The following is a 20,342-nucleotide window of genomic DNA, read 5'->3' as shown; positions in this document are numbered from 1 at the left end:
TGTACTCGCAATGGTCATTATATTAACAAACAAAAATTAGGATTATGAATCTCGTTTCGATTAGAATTATTACAGAAGATGTCAAAGGGCTGGTAAATTTTTATGAGCAAGTAACTGCAATGAGCGCTTTGCAATACACGGATGATTTTGCCGAATTGCAAACCAACTCCGTGACTCTGGCAATCGGAAGTACTAAAACCTTACAGTTTTTCGGAGCCGAGGAAGTCGCAAAAGCGGCCCAAAACCGAACAGCAATCATAGAATTTAGGGTGCAAGATGTAGATGATGTGTACAGAAGGCTCGGTGACTTTCTAAAAACTTACCTTATCCAAGAGCCGACGTTGATGCCTTGGGGAAATAAATCCCTGTTGTTTCGTGACCCGGATGGAAACCTTGTGAATTTCTTCAGCCCCCTTACTGAGGAAGCAATCAAGAGATCCAAAAACTAAGAAAATAACATATGATGCGGTGTAGTTGTACTCCGGCTTGAAGTACAGCCAGCTCAATTTATCTCATTAATAGATTGCATTATTAATGAGATAAGTTGAGAAATTATATAGCTATGGAAATGATTTTTTCTGACCTGTGAAAGTAGCTTATTCTCTCAAATACTTCAACCATGCATAGGGCTTTCTGTGCTTCAAATATTCAAAGTCACCTTCATTGGAATAAGCTTCCTTCTCGAAACAAATCTGACGATAAGCGCTGTAATGATTTCGATATTTAACCAGATTGATCAGATAGTGCAGGAAATAAAGTGGATAAAAGAAGATGATCAGCAATTCCTGCTGCTGTCTGAAATGCACCTTTTCATGATTGACAATCACCTGACTACTTTGGAGTACCTGCTTTTTAAAGATCATGAAAGGATATAATGCCATCGCATCTGCAGGTAGCTTCGAAAAAGTAATAGCCCAGTACTTCATAGCAGCAATATAGTATTATAGACGATAAGCAAGCCCTAAAAAGAAGGATCGTTGTGCATCATGTTGCAAACCATAGCTTAAACCTGCATCAAACTTGCAGTTTGAATTTACCGCATACTGCAACGCTGCATTCACGAAATTTGTCCACTGGTGCTTCTTAAATTCATAGGTCTGGTAAGTTTCAGCAATACCATCAAGATCTTTAATTACAGGGTGACTAAGACTAATTGCCTGCAATACCTCCGTATGAAGGGCATTCTTGTCTTTGTCTTTCAGGCGATCGATTTCAAGCTGTAAACCGAGCGTCCAATCTGCAGGTAGCTTAAGTTCCATAGGCAACAGAATCCCTGCTTCTACCTTGTTGTTATTGGCATTTTTTGCGGTCGGTAATGTAAAGTATGGCAACAAGGCAATGGAGAAATTTTCAGCGTCATTGCCGCGAAAGTTCTGTTTTAATCGGAATGTTAGATCGCCAATCCCTGCATCTCTCGATTTTTTGGCTGTACGCTGCTCCTGCGCATTTTCAATCGTATAAGTATTTAGCATTAATTGCAGTGCTGTCGAACTGGTAAGACCTACATGAAAGTCAAGCGCATTGAAGGTAAATGTTTTTGTTTTTACACCTTCTGCACGTTCAATGCCATAACTGAATAGAGCAGTTTCATACTGTACGTGACCCGCATCTACGGTTTTAGGTGTTTCCGCAATTCCTGGGCGGTCCGTTGCCATTTCCCGCATCTGCGCTTTGGGAACCGGATTAAATAAAGTGTACTTGCCTGTTTTTACTTGTTGGGCAAAGCCGGCAACGCTGGCAAGGGTGAAAAACGAACAAAGTAGGATCTTGAAATGCTTCATCATTCCAATAACCCTACTTTGCTGAAGTTGTTTTACTTGGCTTTGTGCAGTCTGTTTTGGCGTTATAGCTGCTCAAAAAATCTATTCATTAGATTGAAGAACGGCACAAATGCAGTTAGTGGAAGTGTCTCGGCACGATCATAGATATCGTGGTAGGCGGATATACCACCCTGCGTATAGATGAAAAATGAAGGCACGCCTTGTTCGTGAAACCAGCAGTGATCACTATTACATGCCTCGCCCCGCCGTTCTACTTTTTTCAACAGCTTATTCGCTGTATTTAGCGCCACAAGTTGCTGAAACTTGTCTTTGTGAATAGTTGCATTAACCACTTTAATTCCTTCCTCACCGGTGCCTGCAAGATCAAAGTTTACCAGAAATTTAATCTTCTTAAGATCAATTAGCGGATCTTCAACAAAAGCTTTGGACCCGAGAATACCAATTTCTTCCCCAGAAAAACCAAGAAACACCGTATTGTACTTAGGCTGCTTTTTAGAAAACTGTTTAACGAAGCTGAGCATCATGGATACCCCGCTCGCATTGTCGTTTGCACCAGGAAAATAAACATCCTTTCCAAGCATGCCTAAATGGTCGAAGTGTGCGGTAATTACAACGGTAGAGTCTAATCCAGAACTACCCTTGATCATGCCTGCCACGTTGCGCGTCTGGTATTCCGGAATAAGCATGGCCTCCACATCGATGTCAATACGCGTTAATTTAGCCGGGTTGAGATCAGCTTTATTTACCTGCAGCACCATCCTTGGTCCTTGCTCGGTAAGCGTGGTCCAGGTGAGTTTGTTTCTGCTGTAAATGATCAGACCTTTTAACTTCAAAGAAGGATCGCTCTTCAGCGCTTCCAGGTGCTGCGAAATGGCGGATGTTTGTTCCGCAGTTTCCTCTGAAACGCTCCGGTTATCCACCAACAGAAATTGATCTCCCACTTCGTTTAATACTTCCAGGAGCCTGGAGGCATTTTCAAGGTCCGCGCGAAGTATTGGGTAAACGCGGAAACTGCCTGAACAGGCCGGACTGCTTGCATCAACTAAATAATCTTTTGCGGTGACCAGTTTATTGCCGGCCAGCGAGACCTCTACCTTACCTGGAAAGGTGTTTACGGAGAGGTTGAAGTTCTGAAAATAGGAGCCTTGATTCAAAGGAATCACCCCAGCTTTCTTAAACTCCCCTGCAATGAATTCAGATGCTTTTCTTGCACCATCTCCAAAGTATCCCCGGCCTTTATAGGCTGGGGATGCCAGGGTTTTCACGACCGATCTTGCATATTCTATATCCTGAGCAAGCAGTGTCTGCCCGCAACACCACAGCGGTATTGCAAGCAGAAACTTTTTCAGGTGCCTTTTTAAATTGATCACAATGGTCTATTTCGTGGTCGGCTTCGCAGACATGAAGAACTCAATCTGTCCGCCATTCATGATCTCATCATGGTTCAATGTTCTGCGGTCAAGCACTTTGCCATTCAGGAGCACTTTGGAAACATACACATTCTTGTTGCTTTGGTTCCTGGTTTTTACCGTGAAGGTCTTTCCGTTTTCCAGATTGATGCTTGCATTCACCACGGCCGGGCTACCGAGTTCATAAGTTGTTGAACCAGGCGCCATTGGGTAAAATCCAAGTGAGCTGAAGATGAACCAGGCACTCATTTGTCCGCAGTCGTCATTACCACCTAAACCATCAGCAGTTGGTCCGTACATTTTCTTCAGGATCATTCTTACCCGGTCCTGTGTTTTCCAGGGGGTTGAGGTGTAGTTGTATAGGTAAGCTGCATGGTGTGCAGGTTCGTTGCCGTGTACATAGTTGCCAATAATCCCTTCTCTGGTGATGTCTTCTGTATGCGCGAAAAATTCATCCGGCAGGTGCATGGTAAACAATGAATCCAGGTGTTTAGAAAAACGTGCTTTTCCACCACGAAGCTTGATCAGCTCCTCCGGATTGTGTGGCACATAAAGACTGTAGTTCCAGGCGTTGCCTTCAATAAAACCCTGACCATGGGTGCTTAACACATCAAATTCTTTCTTGAAGGAACCATCTTTCAACCGCGGACGCATGAAGTCTGACTGCTTATCATAAACGTTCCTCCAGTTTTCAGCGCGCTTCATGAATTCGTTGTAGACTTCGGTGTTGTTTAATTTCTTTGCAAGCTGAGCAATGCACCAATCGTCGTAAGCATACTCCAGGGTGTTTGAAACCGAGGTTCCGTTGACATCTGCCGGAACATAACCAAGATCCATGTATGCGCCTATGCCTTCATAATCGCGCTTTTTAGCAGTCGCCACACAGGCAGCTAAAGCGGCATTTGGATCACCTTTGTATATGCCTTTCACGATTGCATCTGCAACTACGGAAACGCTGTGGTAGCCGCTCATACACCAGTTCTCATTTGCATAATGCGACCAGATCGGCAGCATTTTCCATGCGCTCTGATCATAATGGGCCATCATAGATGACACCATATCAGCGCTTCGCTTTTGCTGTACGATGTTAAAGAATGGATGTAAGGCCCTGAAGGTGTCCCATAAAGAGAAGGTGGTATAGTTGTCGAAATCAGCCGCTTTATGGTTGTTCTGATCTAATCCGCGATAATCTTTGTTTACATCGTTGTACACCGTAGGATTGATGAACGTATGATACATGGCGGTATAGAAGTTCACCTTATCATCATCATTCAAGGTGTTTACTGCAATTTTGTTCAACTCTTTATTCCAACTCTGCTGCCCATCCTTCTTCACCTTTTCGAAATCCCAACCTGGAATTTCGGTCTGCATATTCAGCAAGGCATTTTCCTGGCTTACCGGAGAGATCGCGAACTTGATCTTTACCTGCTCACCTTCTGTGGTTTTGAAGTCAAAGTAAGTCCGCATACGCTTTCCTGCCATTTCCGGGAAGTTTTTGGTCTGGTTCCATTTGCCCCAGAAGCCTCTATAAACCTGCTTGTCGTCATAATTCTTCTGTCCATATTCCGTAAATGGCTTGGAGAAGGTCATGGCGAAGTAAACCGTTCTGGTTCTAGCCCAGCCTGAAGTCTGGCGATATCCCGTAACAAGGGTATCATTTACCACATGCACGTAGGTCCAGACATTCTTATCGTCGTAGTTGTAAATACCGGCCATCAGATCGAGAATGATGTGCGACTGGTCTGATTTGGGGAAGGTATATTGGTGAAAGCCAACGCGCGGACTGGTGGTCATTTCAGCTACGATGTTATGATCATCCAGCTTTACCTTGTAATAGTTCGCTTCTGCGACCTCATTATCATGCGAGAAAGCAGAGCGGTAGCCATTCTCCGGATGATCGGCGGTGCCTGGGTTTAGCTGTAGTTTTCCAGTGGTCGGCATGATCAGGAAGTCACCCAGATCCGAATGACCGGTGCCGCTAAAATGCGTATGAGAAAAGCCTACAATGGTTTTATCAGCATACTGATAACCTGCGCAGTAGCGGTACATGTCTGGATTATACTTGCCGTTCATTTCGTACGACAAGGTATCTGTGTCCGGACTCAACTGAACAGCACCAAAAGGGACGGTGGCTCCAGGATAAGTGTGCCCCATCTTTGCGGTACCAATAATTGGCTTAACATATTGGTACGGTTGTTTTTGTGCCTGGACAGCGGTTGAACTCAGGATTACTGCCAGTGCAACGAATAGTTTTTTCATGCTTTGTCTTCTACATTGATTGTGATGCCGTAAAAATAATTTTATCGGCTGCATTTCTCACAGGAAAGCTATAGAAATGTTGTGACAAAGCATGTTTAATCTACCGCTTGCCGGAATAGCAAAGCGCCTACCGTCAAATTTGTCCGTGGATCAATCAAAATCGCACCGCCGTTGGAAGGACTCTCCTCGTAACGGCCAAATGCGATTGGATCCGCGGTTTTAATGACCACTCTTCCAATATCATTCAGCTTAAAATCTTCTGCAGGATATTTCTCCAGATTGCTGATGTTGACTTTGTAACGGATTTCCTGAACCTTACACTTGGTATGCTTACTATGATGCTGCACGAGGTATATCACTGAAGTATCCAGCGGGCGTGAATCCATCCAACAAAAATCTGCTTCAATCTTCTTGGAGACTACAGGTTCCCGGCCTGCCGCTACGAGCATATCGCCCCTGCTTACATCGATGTTATCTTTTAGATGCAACGTCACCGACATTCCTTTTTCTGCGGAATCCAACTGCTGTTCTGCAAACTCAATGCGGCTGATGCTGGTACTAAAACCGGATGGCTGAACCACAACCTGATCATTGACTCTGAAAGTGCCACTTACCAGCCTGCCAGCATATCCTCTGTAGTCGTGCAACGCTTCCGTTTGTGGCCGGATGACCCACTGCACGGGCATACGTCCATATTCAAACGGTGCTTTTGCAGTAACCGGAACCGTTTCCAGATGGTGCAGCAAACTTTTACCCTGGTACCAGGACATTGCGTTCGATTCATTGACGATGTTATCGCCTTTCAAAGCACTCACCGGAATAAAGGTGACTTCTTCCAGATTCAGCTTCCCAGCGATCTCCAGATATGCTTTTTTGATGTCATTGAACACTGCCTCACTATAATCAACCATATCCATCTTGTTGATGCAGACCACCACATGGGGTAGCGCAAGCAGTGAAACCAGGAAAGAGTGGCGAATGGTCTGCTCTGAAACCCCGTTCCGTGCATCGATCAGGATGATTGCCAATTCCGAGTTAGATGCTCCGGTAACCATGTTCCGGGTGTACTGAATATGTCCGGGTGCATCGGCAATGATGAACTTCCTTTTATCTGTTTGAAAATACTTGTAAGCAACATCGATCGTGATACCTTGTTCGCGCTCCGCTTTCAGTCCATCGGTAAGGATGGCAAGGTCAATGGTGCCATCATCATTTTTCCTGTTGGAGGAATGAAGTGCTTCCAGCTGATCGGCTAGAATGGAGCCACTGTCGTACAACAAACGACCGATTAAGGTGCTTTTACCGTCATCTACACTTCCTGCAGTAATAAATCTTAAAATATCCATTAAAAGTATCCTCCTTTTTTTCTGTCTTCCATGGCTGCCTCAGACACTTTATCGTCCATCCGGGCTCCTCTTTCACTAATTTTCGAGCTGCTGATCTCTTCAATGATATCATCGATCAGGTAAGCTTCTGATTCTACCGCAGCCGTGCAGGTCATATCCCCAACCGTACGGAAACGCACTGATCTGGTAGTAATAATATCCTCTTCGTCCATATTCAAGTATTCTGCAGCAGCCATCAGCTGACCGTTACGGGTGATCACCTGCCGCTTATGCGAGAAGTAAATGCTTGGTAGCGGTATTTGCTCACGTTTGATATAATTCCAGACGTCGAGCTCCGTCCAGTTGCTGATTGGGAACACACGTACGTTTTCCCCCTTATGGATCTTGCCGTTATACAAGCTCCACAACTCAGGGCGCTGTAACTTCGGATCCCACTGCCCAAATTCATCACGCACGGAAAAGATGCGCTCTTTAGCACGTGCTTTCTCCTCATCGCGCCGCGCGCCGCCGATGCAGGCATCAAACTGATATTTCTCAATCACATCCAACAGCGTTACGGTTTGCAAGGCATTGCGGCTGGCATTTTTACCTCGTTGCTCTACGACCTTACCTTGGTTGATGGAGTCCTGAACATAGCCAACGATCAGCTTTTCATTAATCCGTTCAACCATCTCATCACGGTAGCTGATGGTTTCAGGAAAATTATGTCCGGTATCAATATGTACCAGTGGAAAGGGGAATTTGCCCGGTCTGAAAGCCTTTTGGGCCAGGTGTACCAGTGTAATTGAATCCTTTCCGCCAGAAAACAGTAAGGCAGGTTTCTCAAACTGCCCCGCCACTTCGCGTAAGATGTATATCGCTTCAGCTTCTAAATGATCTAAGTAATCCATTGTTATTCTCTATTTCTCTACGACTTCATTGTGCGTATGTAATCCGCATTCTCTTTTGGAGGAATCCTCCCACCACCACCTTCCGGCGCGGAAATCTTCGCCGGGCTGTACCGCACGCGTGCATGGTGCACAACCAATACTGGGAAAGCCGCGGTCGTGCAAAGGGTTATACGGAATGTTATTTTCTTTGATATAAGTTTTTACCTCCTCCAGCGACCAGCTGAAGATGGGGTGATATTTGATGAGCTGGTTCTGCTCATCCCATTCTATGGCGCTCATGTCATGCCGGTTTAGTGACTGTTCTGCCCGGATGCCTGTGATCCAAACCTCATTCCCCGACAAAGCGCGTTTTAATGGCTCCAGTTTACGAATGCCGCAGCATTGCTTACGGTTCTCTACAGATTCATAAAAGCTGTTTGGCCCTTTTTTGCTCACCATATCCTCCAGCAGTTCCTGATTAGGATAGTAGGCCAGAATAGGCTTTTGATACATCTCCAGGGTACGGTTCCACACATAGTAGGTTTCTGTAAACAGCCGGCCCGTCTCCAGCGTAAAAACCTCTATTGGAATGTTATTCCGGAAGATCATATCGGTGATCACCTGATCTTCCCAGCCAAAGCTGGTTGAAAACACGACCTTACCAGGGTAGGCCGCAGCAATAGCCTGCAAGGTCTCTACAGGCGTTGCGTTTAGTATTTTGTCTTTTAGTCTTGTTGAAAAATCCATTTTAAAATGCTTTAAAATTGCTTTACGTCAGCTTGTCCAGGAAAACGTAAAGGCTTCTCAGGCTTACCAGCGTGACGATAATGCCCACACAAACCATGATCGTTTTGGCAGAAATCTTATTGGACACGCGGACAGCAATCGGTGATGCAATGGCACTACCAATGATTAACCCTCCGATCGCCTCCCAGTGCAAGCCATTTACCATGGTGATGAAAGTGATCGAACTCAGAAAGGCAATGAAAAACCTGGAAAGTTTTACCGTTCCCAGGGAGGTTCTGGAGTTTCGACCGCCAGCGATCAGTGAAGACAGCACGATGGAGCCCCAGCCGCCGCCACCTACAGCATCCATAAATCCGCCACCCAAACCCAGGGGGATGATTTTCTTGATCTTGTCGCCCAGCTTACGTCTTTTCACTTGGAAGGCTTTGGACAGGATCACCAGCCCGAGCACCAGGGTATAGGTAGACACAACCGGCTTGATATACATATTGTAATGTTCAAAACTGCTCAAAAGATAGGCGCCTGTCACCGCACCTATACTACCGGAGATCACCAACAGCTTGAAAAGCTTTTTATTTACGTTACCGAGTTTGAAATGCATCCATCCAGCAATGGCATTACTCATGATCTCCGAGAGGTGCACAGCCGTACTGGCCGAGGCTGGTGGTATACCCATGGACAGCGAAAAGGTGGTTGAAGTAACGCCATACGACATCCCGATCGCACCATCGATCATCGAAAAGATAAATCCAGCAACAAGGAAATAATAGAAATATGGATGTATGCCTTGTACCGTTTGCTGAAAGCCCGGCTCATAGTGCCAGAGCAGCACCCCTATGATGGTTGCACTGATGAAAATGGTACACCAGGCCAGCAGCTTGTAATTGGTATTAAATCGCTTGGCCGGTTGGTTGCCCGTAATCATCACCTCTGTGATCTCATTCAGCTTTCTTACCTTCTCCGCGAAAGTACCGTTCAGCTTGTTCCGTACCTGATGCAGCTGTTGTATGGCAGTATCCACATTATCTGGCAAGGCTTTCTCCAGGTCTTCTTTGATGCGTTTTGCCATGGTAGGCGACTTCCCATTGGTTGAAATGGCGACCTTCAGATCACCCTTTTTTACGATGGAACCAAGGTAGAAGTCGCATAAGGCAGGTTTATCTGCGAAGTTCACGAGCAGTTTTCGTGTCCTCGCTTCCTGACGGATGATCTCGTTCAAAGGATGATTGTTGGTGGCTACGATAACCAGGTCTGCATCGTCCAGGTCGGAGACCGAAAAAGGTCGCTCCTGAATACCGATATTATCGTAATCCAATGCAACTGCCCTTACCCCTGCCGACACCTCCTCTGCTACAATGCTGATCTTGCATGCCGGGCTGTTGCTGATCAATGAAGAAAGCTTCTCCAGGCCAACATTACCTGCACCAACAAGCAGTACCCGAAGCGTGTTCAGCTTGAGAAAAACCGGAAAAAGCTGATTATCACCGGCCGTTGTTAGTACCTCTGGTTTATTCTCGTTCAGCAAGTTCATAGAAAGCTCTTATCGGTTGGAAGTCAGCATGCAGGCCTACTACATCTCCGAACACGATTAGTGCCGGTGAGTCTATCTTCTTATCAGCTGCAGCCTCCACGATGGTGGAAACTGTGCCGACAACCATTTTTTCGTTTTCCATGGAGCCATTCTGGATCACCGCAACCGGAAGTCGGTGTTTACCCTCGTCCGCAAAAACAGCGGCGATTTCTGCAAGCCTCTTGATGCCCATCAATACGACAACCGTTGCTTTACTTTTTGCCGCATCGTAGAGATCCTTAGAGATACTGCCATCAGCTGTTGTACCGGTGACTACCCAGAAGCTTTCACTTAGGCCGCGGTGGGTAACCGGGATGCCCTGCAGCGCAGGTACGGAGATGGAACTGGAAATTCCAGGAATAACTTCTGCTTTGATGCTGTACGAATCCGCGAATTCGACCTCTTCGTAACCTCTTCCAAACACGAAGGAATCACCACCTTTCAGGCGCACCACGTGGCCATAGTTCAATGCATAATCCACCATAAGTTTGTTTACAGCGCCCTGGGAGTAAGAATGATCTCCGGAGCGTTTTCCTACGTACACCTTTGTGGCATGTTCTGGTGCATGATCTAAGAGCGCCTGATTTACCAAGGCATCATAAAGCACCACATCGGCCGATTTTAAGGCTTTGATGGCTTTAAGGGTGATCAAATCCGGATCGCCGGGACCAGCACCAACAAGGGTTATTTTGGGCTCTTTTACGGTTGTTTGTGTTTTGGTCTGTATCATAGTTTTACCAATGCCTCTCTTTTAACTTTAACTTTTTCCAGGAATGCCGTTGCCTGATTCAGATAGGCTTCAGCAAATTCCGCAGATGGTTCATTTTTATTTATTTGAAGGACGATATCATTGAATGCGCCGTCCAGCTCAATTTCATGTTCAGTTACGTAGTGGATGTCGAATTCTTTGATGATGCCGGTTTGTGTACTGCTTTTCACCCCTTTGTCAAGCAGCAGCGCTTTGGCACCGCTGATAAACACGCTGTAAGCATGATAGATGGCATCAGCATAGGCTTTCCCTTCGAATGCCCGTTTAGCCCAACCATGCTTTTCATCAGCTTCATAAAGTAAGGTTGCTACTAAGTCGATCACCACTCCGGCACATTCTCCTACCCCGATGGCCGTTTGGAAAGTCTCCTGATGGCCCCAGTCTACAAATTCATCATCGGTCAGATTGGTTAAATCTGCCAGCGGCTTCAACAGCTGATAGTAATGATCTTTGCCGAAGCGATCGTAGTAAGCATTAAAGGTTTCTCCTGGCAGCTGATTTAAGCTGTAGTCGTTTAGTATCCTTCTTAGCACATCCTTCACGCGCTTGGAGGGCACCTTGATAACCTTGTCCGCTGCACGACCTGCGCCATCTCCGAAAGTTCCACCACCCACGAGCACCTGTGCTGCTGGGATAACCTTTGCACCGGCTTTCAGGGAGCTGCCATGGAAGCCAATATGTGCCAGCCCATGTTGTCCGCAGCTGTTCATACAGCCACTGATCTTGATCTTGATATCCTGATTGAGGATCAGATCTTCATACTCGTCATAGATCAGGTTTTCCAGTTCCCTTGCCATCTCCGTACTGTTGGAGATACCAAGGTTGCAGGTATCTGTTCCAGGGCAGGTGGTTACATCGGCGACACTGTTGAAGCCTGGAATGGCATAGCCAAGCTGATCCAGTGCTACAAACAAAGCCGGTAGTGCCGCTTCCCGTACATATTGTAAAAGCAGGCCCTGGTTGATGGTGATTTTGATTTCATCCGCTACATACGGGCGAATGGCCTCGACCAGTTGTCTTGCTTTTACGGTAGGGATATCGCCGGTCAATACCTTGATGTACACGCCAAAAAAGCCTTCTTGCTTTTGCGGAAAAACGTTTGTCTGCAACCAGGTATCGTAATGGTGTTTATTGATGATCTCTACTTCCGGGAAGCTTACCTCTTCAGGAAGCAGCGGCTGGCGCAGTGCATGCCGGTTAACCTCCAGGCTTTTCACTTTATTCGCCGTACGCTCTTCAGCGATTAGGCGGAGCAGCTCCTCCAGGCCGATCTTCTGTACCAGGAACTTCATCCGTGCCTTGTTCCGGTTGTTACGTTCACCATGGCGATCAAATACCCTTAAGGTAGATTCAATGAAAGGTATCAGCTGGTCTTCAGGTAAAAACTCGTTTACGGGATGTGCTATGGATGGAATGGCTCCAAGGCCGCCACCAAGCATGACTTTAAATCCTCTTTCCTCGCCTTTAAGCTTGGGAATAAATCCAAGGTCATGGATATAGGTAAATGCGGTATCATCGTCCGTTGCAGAGAAAGCAATCTTAAACTTCCTACCCATATCCTGGCAAATCGGGTTACGAAGAAAATACGCGAAAGTGGCATGGGCGTATGGCGAAACATCGAATGGCTCATTGGGATCAATGCCGGCCGTCGGTGAGGCGGTAACATTCCGAACGGTATTTCCGCAGGCTTCCCTCAACGTAATATCATCCTGCTCCAACTCCGCCCAGAGTTCAGGCGTTCTGTCCAGGCTCACATAGTGTATCTGTATATCCTGACGAGTGGTCAGGTGCAAATTACTGCTGGCGTACTTATCGGAAATATCCGCAATCTTTAATAACTGCCTGAAGCTGACCTTCCCAAAAGGAAGCTTTATGCGCACCATTTGCACACCCGGCTGTCGCTGGCCGTAAACGCCGCGCGCAAGCCGTAAACTCCTGAATTTTTCGTCATGGATCTTCCCTTCCCGAAATGCCCGGATCTTTAGCTCCAGGTCAATGATATCCTGCTCTACAATTGGATTTTCCAATTCGGTTCTGAAACTCTGCATTGGTATTTAGTAATGGTTGGTTGATTGATAAAATAGCGTTGGTTATTTCAAATATAATATAATGCATATAGATTTAGTAGTCTTTCTTTAAATAAATGAAAAAACACGCTATTTAAATCAACACAGCTGACTGAATACCAGTTGATAGCAACAAAAATCCCGGTGAAATGTCACCGGGATCTTCTTTGGAAATAATGTTTAAAAATGATATTACGTTTATAACAGCCCTTTAAGCAGGTTGTTTTCGCGGGCAATGACATCAGCAATGCTGGTCTCGGATAAGATCTTCAATGAAGCATTTCGAACGTCGGTGAAGACGTCTCGGATGCCGCAGGTTTTCTCGTCGATACATTCCTCGCAACGCTGATAAAAGTTCAAGCTTACGCAAGGCAGCAGGGCGATTGGGCCACCAGTAATCCGCAGTATCTGGGTTAGGAAAATCTCGTTCGGATCTTTATTCAAGCTATAACCACCCCCAGCACCTTTCTTACTTACCAGCAGTCCGGCATTTCGCAGTTCGAGCAGGATCTGCTCGAGAAACTTCTTCGGAATTTTATCTTCCTGAGCGATACGTAATATTTGCATGGGCTCTTTTCCATAGTTTTTACCCAGGATCACGAGCGCTTTAATGGCATATTGCGTTTTTTTGGATAGCATTCAGCAAAGTAAAACAATTTATTTGTAAACCTAAACACGCTGCCAGTCGGCCAACCAGCGCAGCAGCACCTCGGTCCAGCCACTCAGCTCAGGGTTATCCAGCGCGGCACCTACGCCGTGTTTACCCCGTGGATATACATGTAAAGCGACCGGAACTTTGTGCTTTACGCAGGCCTCTGCAAAAAGAAAGGCATTCTGCACCGGCACGGCGCCATCATCGGCGGTATGGAAGATGAAGGCAGGCGGAGTTTGTGGACCAACATGTAGCTCCCCCGAAAACTGTTGCCTTTGTTCCTGTGTAGGATGGTCTCCTAGCAGGTTCTTTACGGAACCTGCATGCGTGAACTCGCCAAAGGTAATTACCGGATAGCCCAGTACCACGCGATCCGGCCGGGCAGATACTGTTGCAGCAAGATCATCTTCGGGGTCCTTGTATAGCTCAGGTTGGGTTGCCACGGTTGAGGCCAGGTGCCCGCCGGCGCTGAAACCCATCAGGCCGATGCGTGAAGGATCAATACCGAACTCAGCCGCTCTGGATCGAACAATGCGCATGGCACGCACCGCGTCTGCATAAGGCGCCGGGAACTTATTGGGTGCAACCCGGTAGGTCAGCACCGCAGCGACCATCCCTTTGGAAGCAAATAGCCTGGCAAACTGGATACCCTCATGATCTGATGCCAGCATGCCATAGCCGCCACCAGGACAAACGACCATTGCGGCCCGCTTACCTGCGGCACTTCCTTTAGGCTTGTAGATCACTAGATTGGGACGTTTGCCTGGATCGGTTCCGTTGTTTTTAGAGCCCTCAGCCCACAAGTTGATCGTTATTTCTTCCAGCTGCAAGTTCGGTTCATCTTCGGCAGCTGGAACAGCTAAGGCGCTAAAACTGCAGGTGCTTAAGACACCAAGACTAAGGGATGAGGTTTTCAGGAACATTCGCCGGCTATTTTCTTTCATGGACATATGCAATTAGAACTTATACTTAGATTCCGGATCAAATCAGCGATCTTCTGCGATGATCTTTAGGCAAGTAAATTAACACATAATGGATAAAAATCATACATTTAGGGAGGAAATGCAGTAAAAACCACAATGTCTGAATATAGATTACCCACCATTAAGGAAATTGCCAAACGACTTAATGTTTCTGTATCAACGGTGTCCCGCGCACTCCGTGATCATCCAAGTATTGGACTGGTGACGACGATGCGCGTGCAAAATGTGGCCAAAGAGCTGGGTTATGAAGTAAACCGCTCCGCAATTCACTTCAAAGAACGAAAAACCTATTCTATAGGCGTTATCATCCCCAACCTTTCTGAGCCCTTCTTCTCCTCTGCCCTAACCGGAATTGAAGATGCTGTAGAAGCTAATAATTATAACGTGATCATCGGCCAGTCGCTGGAGAGCTTTGAACGGGAGAAAAGGATTGTAGAAAACATGAAGGATCACCGGGTAGATGGCATTCTGGTGTCGCTTACTAAGGAAACTTCTTCCTATGAGCACTTCGAGAGCCTCAAAAAGTACAACATTCCTGTGGTCTTCTTCGACCGCATTCCAAGTAAAAAGGACATCAATTATGTCGCCTGCAATCTCGTTTCCGGAATGCTGCAAGCCATTACAAAGCTGGTGAGCCTAGGGCATACCCGCATCGGGCTGATCAATGGCCCGGCAAAACTCGCGGCCACCTTACAGCGGCTTGAGATCTATTACAAGTGCCTCAAAGCCCATGACCTGCAGCTGGATCATGAAATCATCGTTTCTACCAGCCTATCCAAAGCCGACAATTGCAGGGCGATGAGCCAGCTGCTGGACATTGCTGAGCCACCTACTGCAGTAATTGTTTTCAATGACTATGTACTGCTGGATTGTATTGCTACCGTGAAATCCCGCGGCCTGGTCATTAACAAAGACATGAGTTTTATCAGCTTTGCAAACCTTCCAATCTGGGAGTATATGGACAGCGTGCCTTTGGCTTCCATTGAGCAGTTCGCCTATCAGCAGTCGTCCATGGCCACAGACTTTCTTTTCCAGCTGATTAAACATGCCGGAAATCCTGCAGGTACTGAAGCCCCACTGTTGCAGCACATTATCGATTCAGAGATGATCGAATACACCCGTACTGCAGGTCAATAAACCGAAAAGCATTGACGAATCCTGATTTAGCGCAACCGTTTGCGTTGAAATTGCACAATCGTTTGCGTAAGCTACGCAACCGTTTGCGTGCAATGATTTTAGTCATGCTTAAAATCGATGAACTTTCCTTAACAATTTTTTTACTTCATATTTACAATAGCACCTCATTTCCAAACCACCAATTAAATTACGCACCATGATTAAGAAAATTTTACTCCTTTGTTGTTGCTTACTGACAATGCATTTTGCCAGCTTTTCACAGGAGCAACGCCTTACCGGCCGAGTGCTCGCTGCAAGGGACGGACAGCCGCTCCCTGGCGTTAGCGTGTCGCTGAAAGGTGGCACGAACACGGTCAGCACCAATGGTGCCGGTGAGTTCAGCATTGCAGCCCCTGCCGGACCATCTACACTGATCTTAACTTTCGTCGGATTTCTGAGGAAAGAAGTTGAAGTAAGCGCCGGACAGCGCAGCATAGAAATCAGGCTGGATGAAGATGTTCAGCAGCTCAGCGATGTCGTGGTTGTGGGTTATAGCAGTAAAAAGCAGAGTGCACTTACCAGTGCGGTTTCAGTAGTTTCCTCGGAACAGTTGAAGGACGTCACCACCAACAACGTAGGTTCGATGTTACAGGGTAAAGTTGCCGGTTTGCAGGTGGTGAACAGCTCCGGTGCACCGGGTGCAGCACCTGATATCCGCTTACGCGGGGTATCCTCCGTAAATGCGAACCAGAGCCCGCTCTTCGTTGTCGACGGTATCATCGGGGGTAACTACGATCCCAACGATGTGGAAAGCATTACCGTACTTAAAGACGCTGCATCTACTGCGCTTTATGGATCACAGGCAAATGCCGGTGTCATCGTCGTAACTACCAAAAGCGCGAAGCAGGGTGAAACCAGGTTTGAAGCCAAGGTTTCTACCGGATTCCGTACCGCAGATTTCGGAAAGCTCCAGGTAATGGGCAGCAATGAACTTTATGATCATCAAAAGGAGTTTTACAGGGACTATATCCTTGGTGCGCCTGACAACTCTTACAAGATAGATCTCGGTAAATTCTACGCCGAGCGGCCAATAACACTGCGCGACCAGGATTATAACTGGCCGGATGAGTCCTTTACATCCGCCCCGATATATAACTTCTACCTTTCCGCCAGTGGCAGAACAGAAAAGAACGATTACTATGTTGGTGCATCGTATTACAATGAAAAGGGTACCTTCTTAAACACCAAATATCAACGTATCAACTTACGTGGCAACTCTACGTATCACTTCTCGAAAAAGCTGGATGTCACGAACAACATCAACCTGAGTGCAAACATGGGTAAGAGCTACGACTACATGGATGTCTACTATTCTTTCCTGAACATGCCTTGGGATAACCCCTACGATGAAGCTGGAAACCCGGTCTACGTAGATGGGAACTCTACCTTCAAATGGTGGTCAAGGGATAAAGTAAACCCACTACACACTATTGAAAACTCCGATCATGCTTATAAAGGCTTCGATGTAAACTATGATCTGGGTGTAAACTACCGTATTACCGACTGGTTAACATTTTCCAGTAGCAACCGGGTTGCAGCAGCTTTCAACAAAGGCACCAACTTTGTCTCGCCGCTTGCCGCGGGCACCTACCGCGGTTCTGGCTATTTAGATGAGCTGAACACGCTGAACTATGGCATCGTATCTAACCAGCTGTTCCGCTTCGCCTTCAAAATGGGGGACCATAGCTTAAACGGATTTGCCGGTGGTGCTTTCGAAGGTAGTCAGACAGAATATTCCGGTGCTTCCGGCAGAGGCCTTCCTGAAGGACTAAGAGTATTGAACGTGGTTTCGAACAATCAGCTGGTGAATGGCTATAATAATCAGGGTTATCTGCAATCCCTGCTGTCACAGGTTGACTATAACTATAAAGAAAAGTACTTCCTTACCGCATCATTCCGCTATGACGGCTCTTCAGCCTTCGCACCAACCAAACAATATGGCAGCTTCCCGGCAATCTCCGGAGCATGGTTAATCAGCAATGAAGATTTCCTTGCTGGTAGCAACATTCTGAACTACCTGAAATTAAGAGCGAGTTATGGTATCACCGGAACACAGGACATCGGCGCTTCCAGGTACCTGGGTCTCTACTCCTTAACCACACAGTACAATTCAATCGTGGGTGCCGTGCCTTACCAATTAGCCAGCCCTAATCTTACCTGGGAAAGCAAACACCAGATCAACGCTGGTCTAGACATCGGCTTGTTTAAACGCGTGAACCTGACCCTGGATGTATACCGCAATGACACCAAGGATCTGTTATTGCAGGTATCCCAACCCCTTTCTGTCGGCTTTGAAACCAAATGGGAAAATGCAGGCAACGTGGTCAACAAAGGTATAGAGCTTGGTATCAACTCCGCCAATATTCAGAACAAGAACTTTGAGTGGAACACGGATTTCAGTATCAACTTCAACAGCAACAAACTGGAAGGCTTACCTGCAAACATCATTAAAACCGGCTCCTGGAGCATCTCGCAGATCTACCGCAATGGCGGAAACCTATATGAGTTTTACATGCCCAAGTGGCTTGGTGTTGACCCACAGACCGGCGGCCCACTTTGGGAAAAGGTGAACTACGATGCAGATGGCAATGAAACGGGACGTGAAAGCACCTCTGACTATGCACAGGCAACGATCCAGGAAAGTGGTTCCGCATTGCCGAAGTTTCAGGGTGGTTTCAACAACAACTTCCGCTACAAGAACTTCAACCTGCGTGTAAGCACCTATTTCAACTACGGCAACAAGGTGTTCAGCAATAACCTGCGTTTTATGATGAATGATGGTCATGAGCCATATTACAACCAGATCCAGATGCCCGACGATTCGAAGATCTGGACCGGCCCTGGTGATACCCAAGCAACAGAGCCTAGTCCACAGAACTCTGCAAACTCCACGGAAACCTCCACCCGGTACCTGAAGAACGGTAGTTATTTCAGCATCCGGAACATCGCACTTTCGTACAGGTTACCAAAAGCATGGTCCAGCCGTATCAATATGGAAGGCATTACCGTTGGGTTCAGTGCAGATAACGTGGCAACCTTTTCAAACTTTCTGGGTCAGGATCCCCAAACCACCATACAGGCAGGTAGCTTTGGTACACCAGGGGTATCCGACTTCAAGTACCCGAACAACAGACAATATTTATTCAATATCAACTTCAACTTTTAACCAAACAGGTATTTAAAACTTCAAGAGATGAAAAAGAAATTATTCGCCCTGTTTATGCTTTTTATGGCCGCAACGAGCAGTTGTAAAAAACTAGAGGTTAATCCAAGCGACGCGATCAGCACCGGAACATTGGTAACCACTAATGACGGATTAACAAACGCACTAAATGGTGCATATGCATTGTTCAAAGACCATATCGAGTTTAACGGGTCGGTTGACAATAACAACATGTACCTCCGTCAGTTCTATCACTTGTCTGACTTTGCGAGTGACGACATCACCTGCGGACAAATCACAGAAGACCCTTTGTTCAACAGCTTCACCCTCGGGCACTCCCCTTCCCAAGCCAACACCAGGTATTTCTGGTATGTATCTTACAAGATCATTACCGGCGTGAATACCGTAATCGACGCAATAGAGAAATTACCTGACCCGGATGAAAGGACTAAGCAGCTTCTGGGGGAGTGTTACTTTTTGCGCGCCTTCTGCCACTTCAATCTGGTAAGATTATTTGGCCAGCCTTACAGTGTGGCGCCGGAATCCCCAGGCATAATCTTACGTACCAACCTGACCGATGAAGGTCAGAAAGCACGTTCCACGGTGGCCGAAGTTTACGCCTCGGTACTCGCAGATGCTGAACAAGCGGCAGGCCTGATGACACAACCAAGAGGCGTTCAATATGCATCGGCTGAAGCCGCCTGGAGCTTACTTGCACGCGTAAACCTTTACAAAGAAGACAACGCAAAGGCCATTGAATATGCAAACAAGGTGATCAATTCAGGGAAGTATAGCCTGATGACCAAAGCAACCTACCCATCACTCTTTGCCAATGCCACCACCAGCCCGGAGACCATTTTCTGCATTGCTTTCACCGCAGCAGATGACTACGGCAAATTTGGTTCTATTGCGTCCATGATCTACTCTGATGGTAACTCCGGCTGGGGTGAAGAGTTTGCTTCATCCTCCCTGCGCGCTGCAATGGCCTCACGCCCTGAAGATGTAAGATGGTCCTACATTGTTCCTGCCACGGATGGATCCGGTGCCGTGTTAAAGAAAAACGGCATTGAGATGTACTACATCACCAAGTTCTCCTTCCAGAACGGACAACCGAACTTAAGCTCACCGATCATGTTCAGACTCGCTGAGATGTACCTGATCCGTGCAGAAGCTGAGGCAAAGACTGGTGCTACTGCAGCCGCCTTGGACGACCTGGATATGATCCGCAAAAACCGCGGACTGGAAGCATTTCTGTACAACAAGACCTTACCCCAAGGAAGCAATGCTTTAGACCTGGTACTGGCAGAAAAACGTATTGAGATGGCTTTTGAAGGTCACCGCACCTACGATGTGTTCCGCAACAAGCGAAGCCTGAACAAAGCGTACTGGGGCTACCACATCCTGGGTTTGAAAGAAACTGATATTGATCTTTCGAAAACACCGTCCGGTTATCAGAACCTGAGTGTTCCCTATACCAATCCAAGGATTATCTATTACCTGCCGGTAGACGAGATCCTAAGTAATCCAAAGGCCATTCAAAACCAATAGTTTA

General features: G+C 46.7%; 16 protein-coding genes. 4 read left to right on the top strand and 12 right to left on the bottom strand.

Annotated elements, in window-relative coordinates:
* Nucleotides 1-44: 44 nt before the first annotated feature.
* Entirely contained in the window at nucleotides 45-449 is a 405-nt protein-coding gene (locus tag ACTHQF_RS15565) for a VOC family protein (RefSeq protein WP_440431588.1), read from the top strand.
* A gap of 147 nt (nucleotides 450-596) precedes the next feature.
* Here ACTHQF_RS15565 and ACTHQF_RS15560 read toward each other — a convergent pair whose 3' ends face one another.
* The 12 genes from ACTHQF_RS15560 to ACTHQF_RS15505 all read right to left on the bottom strand — a co-directional run bounded on the left by ACTHQF_RS15560 (nucleotide 597) and on the right by ACTHQF_RS15505 (nucleotide 14,412).
* Nucleotides 597-926 carry a hypothetical protein gene (locus ACTHQF_RS15560; protein ID WP_440431586.1) on the bottom strand — a complete coding sequence of 110 codons (330 nt, stop codon included), beginning with the start codon at nucleotides 924-926 and terminating at the stop codon, nucleotides 597-599.
* Nucleotides 927-941: 15 nt separating this feature from the next.
* Nucleotides 942-1,784 carry a transporter gene (locus tag ACTHQF_RS15555; protein ID WP_440431584.1) on the bottom strand — a complete coding sequence of 281 codons (843 nt, stop codon included), beginning with the start codon at nucleotides 1,782-1,784 and terminating at the stop codon, nucleotides 942-944.
* Nucleotides 1,785-1,843: 59 nt separating this feature from the next.
* Nucleotides 1,844-3,151 carry a M28 family metallopeptidase gene (locus ACTHQF_RS15550; protein WP_440431581.1) on the bottom strand — a complete coding sequence of 436 codons (1,308 nt, stop codon included), beginning with the start codon at nucleotides 3,149-3,151 and terminating at the stop codon, nucleotides 1,844-1,846.
* Between the two features lie 6 nt (nucleotides 3,152-3,157).
* Nucleotides 3,158-5,449 (bottom strand): GH92 family glycosyl hydrolase, encoded by a 2,292-nt coding sequence (locus ACTHQF_RS15545; RefSeq protein WP_440431579.1) that lies wholly within the window; start codon nucleotides 5,447-5,449, stop codon nucleotides 3,158-3,160.
* Between the two features lie 95 nt (nucleotides 5,450-5,544).
* Nucleotides 5,545-6,795, bottom strand: a complete 1,251-nt coding sequence (locus tag ACTHQF_RS15540) for a sulfate adenylyltransferase subunit 1 (RefSeq protein WP_440431577.1) — start codon at nucleotides 6,793-6,795, stop codon at nucleotides 5,545-5,547.
* Nucleotides 6,795-7,685 carry a sulfate adenylyltransferase subunit CysD gene (gene cysD, locus ACTHQF_RS15535; RefSeq protein ID WP_440431575.1) on the bottom strand — a complete coding sequence of 297 codons (891 nt, stop codon included), beginning with the start codon at nucleotides 7,683-7,685 and terminating at the stop codon, nucleotides 6,795-6,797. The genes ACTHQF_RS15540 and cysD overlap by 1 nt, the downstream gene beginning before the upstream one ends.
* Before the next feature lie 9 nt (nucleotides 7,686-7,694).
* Nucleotides 7,695-8,411, bottom strand: a complete 717-nt coding sequence (locus ACTHQF_RS15530) for a phosphoadenylyl-sulfate reductase (RefSeq protein WP_440431574.1) — start codon at nucleotides 8,409-8,411, stop codon at nucleotides 7,695-7,697.
* 22 nt (nucleotides 8,412-8,433) lie between these two features.
* Complete coding sequence (locus ACTHQF_RS15525; RefSeq protein WP_440431573.1) at nucleotides 8,434-9,942, bottom strand: TSUP family transporter; 1,509 nt, start codon at nucleotides 9,940-9,942, stop codon at nucleotides 8,434-8,436.
* Nucleotides 9,920-10,711, bottom strand: coding sequence for a uroporphyrinogen-III C-methyltransferase (cobA, locus tag ACTHQF_RS15520; protein WP_440431571.1), 792 nt, complete (start codon nucleotides 10,709-10,711; stop codon nucleotides 9,920-9,922). The genes ACTHQF_RS15525 and cobA overlap by 23 nt, the downstream gene beginning before the upstream one ends.
* Entirely contained in the window at nucleotides 10,708-12,798 is a 2,091-nt protein-coding gene (locus ACTHQF_RS15515; RefSeq protein WP_440431569.1) for a nitrite reductase, read from the bottom strand. The genes cobA and ACTHQF_RS15515 overlap by 4 nt, the downstream gene beginning before the upstream one ends.
* Nucleotides 12,799-13,014: 216 nt before the next feature.
* Nucleotides 13,015-13,455: an RrF2 family transcriptional regulator gene (locus ACTHQF_RS15510; protein WP_440431567.1), complete on the bottom strand. Its 441-nt coding sequence runs from the start codon at nucleotides 13,453-13,455 to the stop codon at nucleotides 13,015-13,017.
* A gap of 30 nt (nucleotides 13,456-13,485) precedes the next feature.
* On the bottom strand, nucleotides 13,486-14,412 hold the full coding sequence (locus ACTHQF_RS15505) for an alpha/beta hydrolase (protein WP_440431565.1): 927 nt from the start codon (nucleotides 14,410-14,412) through the stop codon (nucleotides 13,486-13,488).
* Nucleotides 14,413-14,547: 135 nt separating this feature from the next.
* Here ACTHQF_RS15505 and ACTHQF_RS15500 point away from each other — a divergent pair, with 135 nt between their 5' ends.
* The 3 genes from ACTHQF_RS15500 to ACTHQF_RS15490 all read left to right on the top strand — a co-directional run bounded on the left by ACTHQF_RS15500 (nucleotide 14,548) and on the right by ACTHQF_RS15490 (nucleotide 20,338).
* Nucleotides 14,548-15,588: a LacI family DNA-binding transcriptional regulator gene (locus ACTHQF_RS15500; RefSeq protein WP_440431563.1), complete on the top strand. Its 1,041-nt coding sequence runs from the start codon at nucleotides 14,548-14,550 to the stop codon at nucleotides 15,586-15,588.
* Nucleotides 15,589-15,784: 196 nt separating this feature from the next.
* Complete coding sequence (locus ACTHQF_RS15495; RefSeq protein WP_440431561.1) at nucleotides 15,785-18,793, top strand: SusC/RagA family TonB-linked outer membrane protein; 3,009 nt, start codon at nucleotides 15,785-15,787, stop codon at nucleotides 18,791-18,793.
* Between the two features lie 27 nt (nucleotides 18,794-18,820).
* Complete coding sequence (locus tag ACTHQF_RS15490) at nucleotides 18,821-20,338, top strand: RagB/SusD family nutrient uptake outer membrane protein (protein WP_440431559.1); 1,518 nt, start codon at nucleotides 18,821-18,823, stop codon at nucleotides 20,336-20,338.
* Nucleotides 20,339-20,342 lie beyond the last annotated feature (4 nt).

Source organism: Pedobacter sp. SAFR-022 (genome assembly GCF_051965375.1).
Classification (GTDB): domain Bacteria; phylum Bacteroidota; class Bacteroidia; order Sphingobacteriales; family Sphingobacteriaceae; genus Pedobacter.
This window is presented reverse-complemented; position numbering and strand designations above follow the sequence as displayed.

What these genes read in the sequence shown, in the direction of transcription:
- ACTHQF_RS15545 (WP_440431579.1), bottom strand. Translation starts at nt 5,449, where the DNA reads ATGAAAAAACTATTCGTTGCACTGGCAGTAATCCTGAGTTCAACCGCT.
- ACTHQF_RS15555 (WP_440431584.1), bottom strand. Translation starts at nt 1,784, where the DNA reads ATGATGAAGCATTTCAAGATCCTACTTTGTTCGTTTTTCACCCTTGCC.
- ACTHQF_RS15560 (WP_440431586.1), bottom strand. Translation starts at nt 926, where the DNA reads ATGAAGTACTGGGCTATTACTTTTTCGAAGCTACCTGCAGATGCGATG.
- ACTHQF_RS15495 (WP_440431561.1), top strand. Translation starts at nt 15,785, where the DNA reads ATGATTAAGAAAATTTTACTCCTTTGTTGTTGCTTACTGACAATGCAT.
- ACTHQF_RS15525 (WP_440431573.1), bottom strand. Translation starts at nt 9,942, where the DNA reads ATGAACTTGCTGAACGAGAATAAACCAGAGGTACTAACAACGGCCGGT.
- ACTHQF_RS15565 (WP_440431588.1), top strand. Translation starts at nt 45, where the DNA reads ATGAATCTCGTTTCGATTAGAATTATTACAGAAGATGTCAAAGGGCTG.
- ACTHQF_RS15490 (WP_440431559.1), top strand. Translation starts at nt 18,821, where the DNA reads ATGAAAAAGAAATTATTCGCCCTGTTTATGCTTTTTATGGCCGCAACG.
- cobA (WP_440431571.1), bottom strand. Translation starts at nt 10,711, where the DNA reads ATGATACAGACCAAAACACAAACAACCGTAAAAGAGCCCAAAATAACC.
- ACTHQF_RS15540 (WP_440431577.1), bottom strand. Translation starts at nt 6,795, where the DNA reads ATGGATATTTTAAGATTTATTACTGCAGGAAGTGTAGATGACGGTAAA.
- cysD (WP_440431575.1), bottom strand. Translation starts at nt 7,685, where the DNA reads ATGGATTACTTAGATCATTTAGAAGCTGAAGCGATATACATCTTACGC.
- ACTHQF_RS15500 (WP_440431563.1), top strand. Translation starts at nt 14,548, where the DNA reads ATGTCTGAATATAGATTACCCACCATTAAGGAAATTGCCAAACGACTT.
- ACTHQF_RS15510 (WP_440431567.1), bottom strand. Translation starts at nt 13,455, where the DNA reads ATGCTATCCAAAAAAACGCAATATGCCATTAAAGCGCTCGTGATCCTG.
- ACTHQF_RS15515 (WP_440431569.1), bottom strand. Translation starts at nt 12,798, where the DNA reads ATGCAGAGTTTCAGAACCGAATTGGAAAATCCAATTGTAGAGCAGGAT.
- ACTHQF_RS15530 (WP_440431574.1), bottom strand. Translation starts at nt 8,411, where the DNA reads ATGGATTTTTCAACAAGACTAAAAGACAAAATACTAAACGCAACGCCT.
- ACTHQF_RS15505 (WP_440431565.1), bottom strand. Translation starts at nt 14,412, where the DNA reads ATGAAAGAAAATAGCCGGCGAATGTTCCTGAAAACCTCATCCCTTAGT.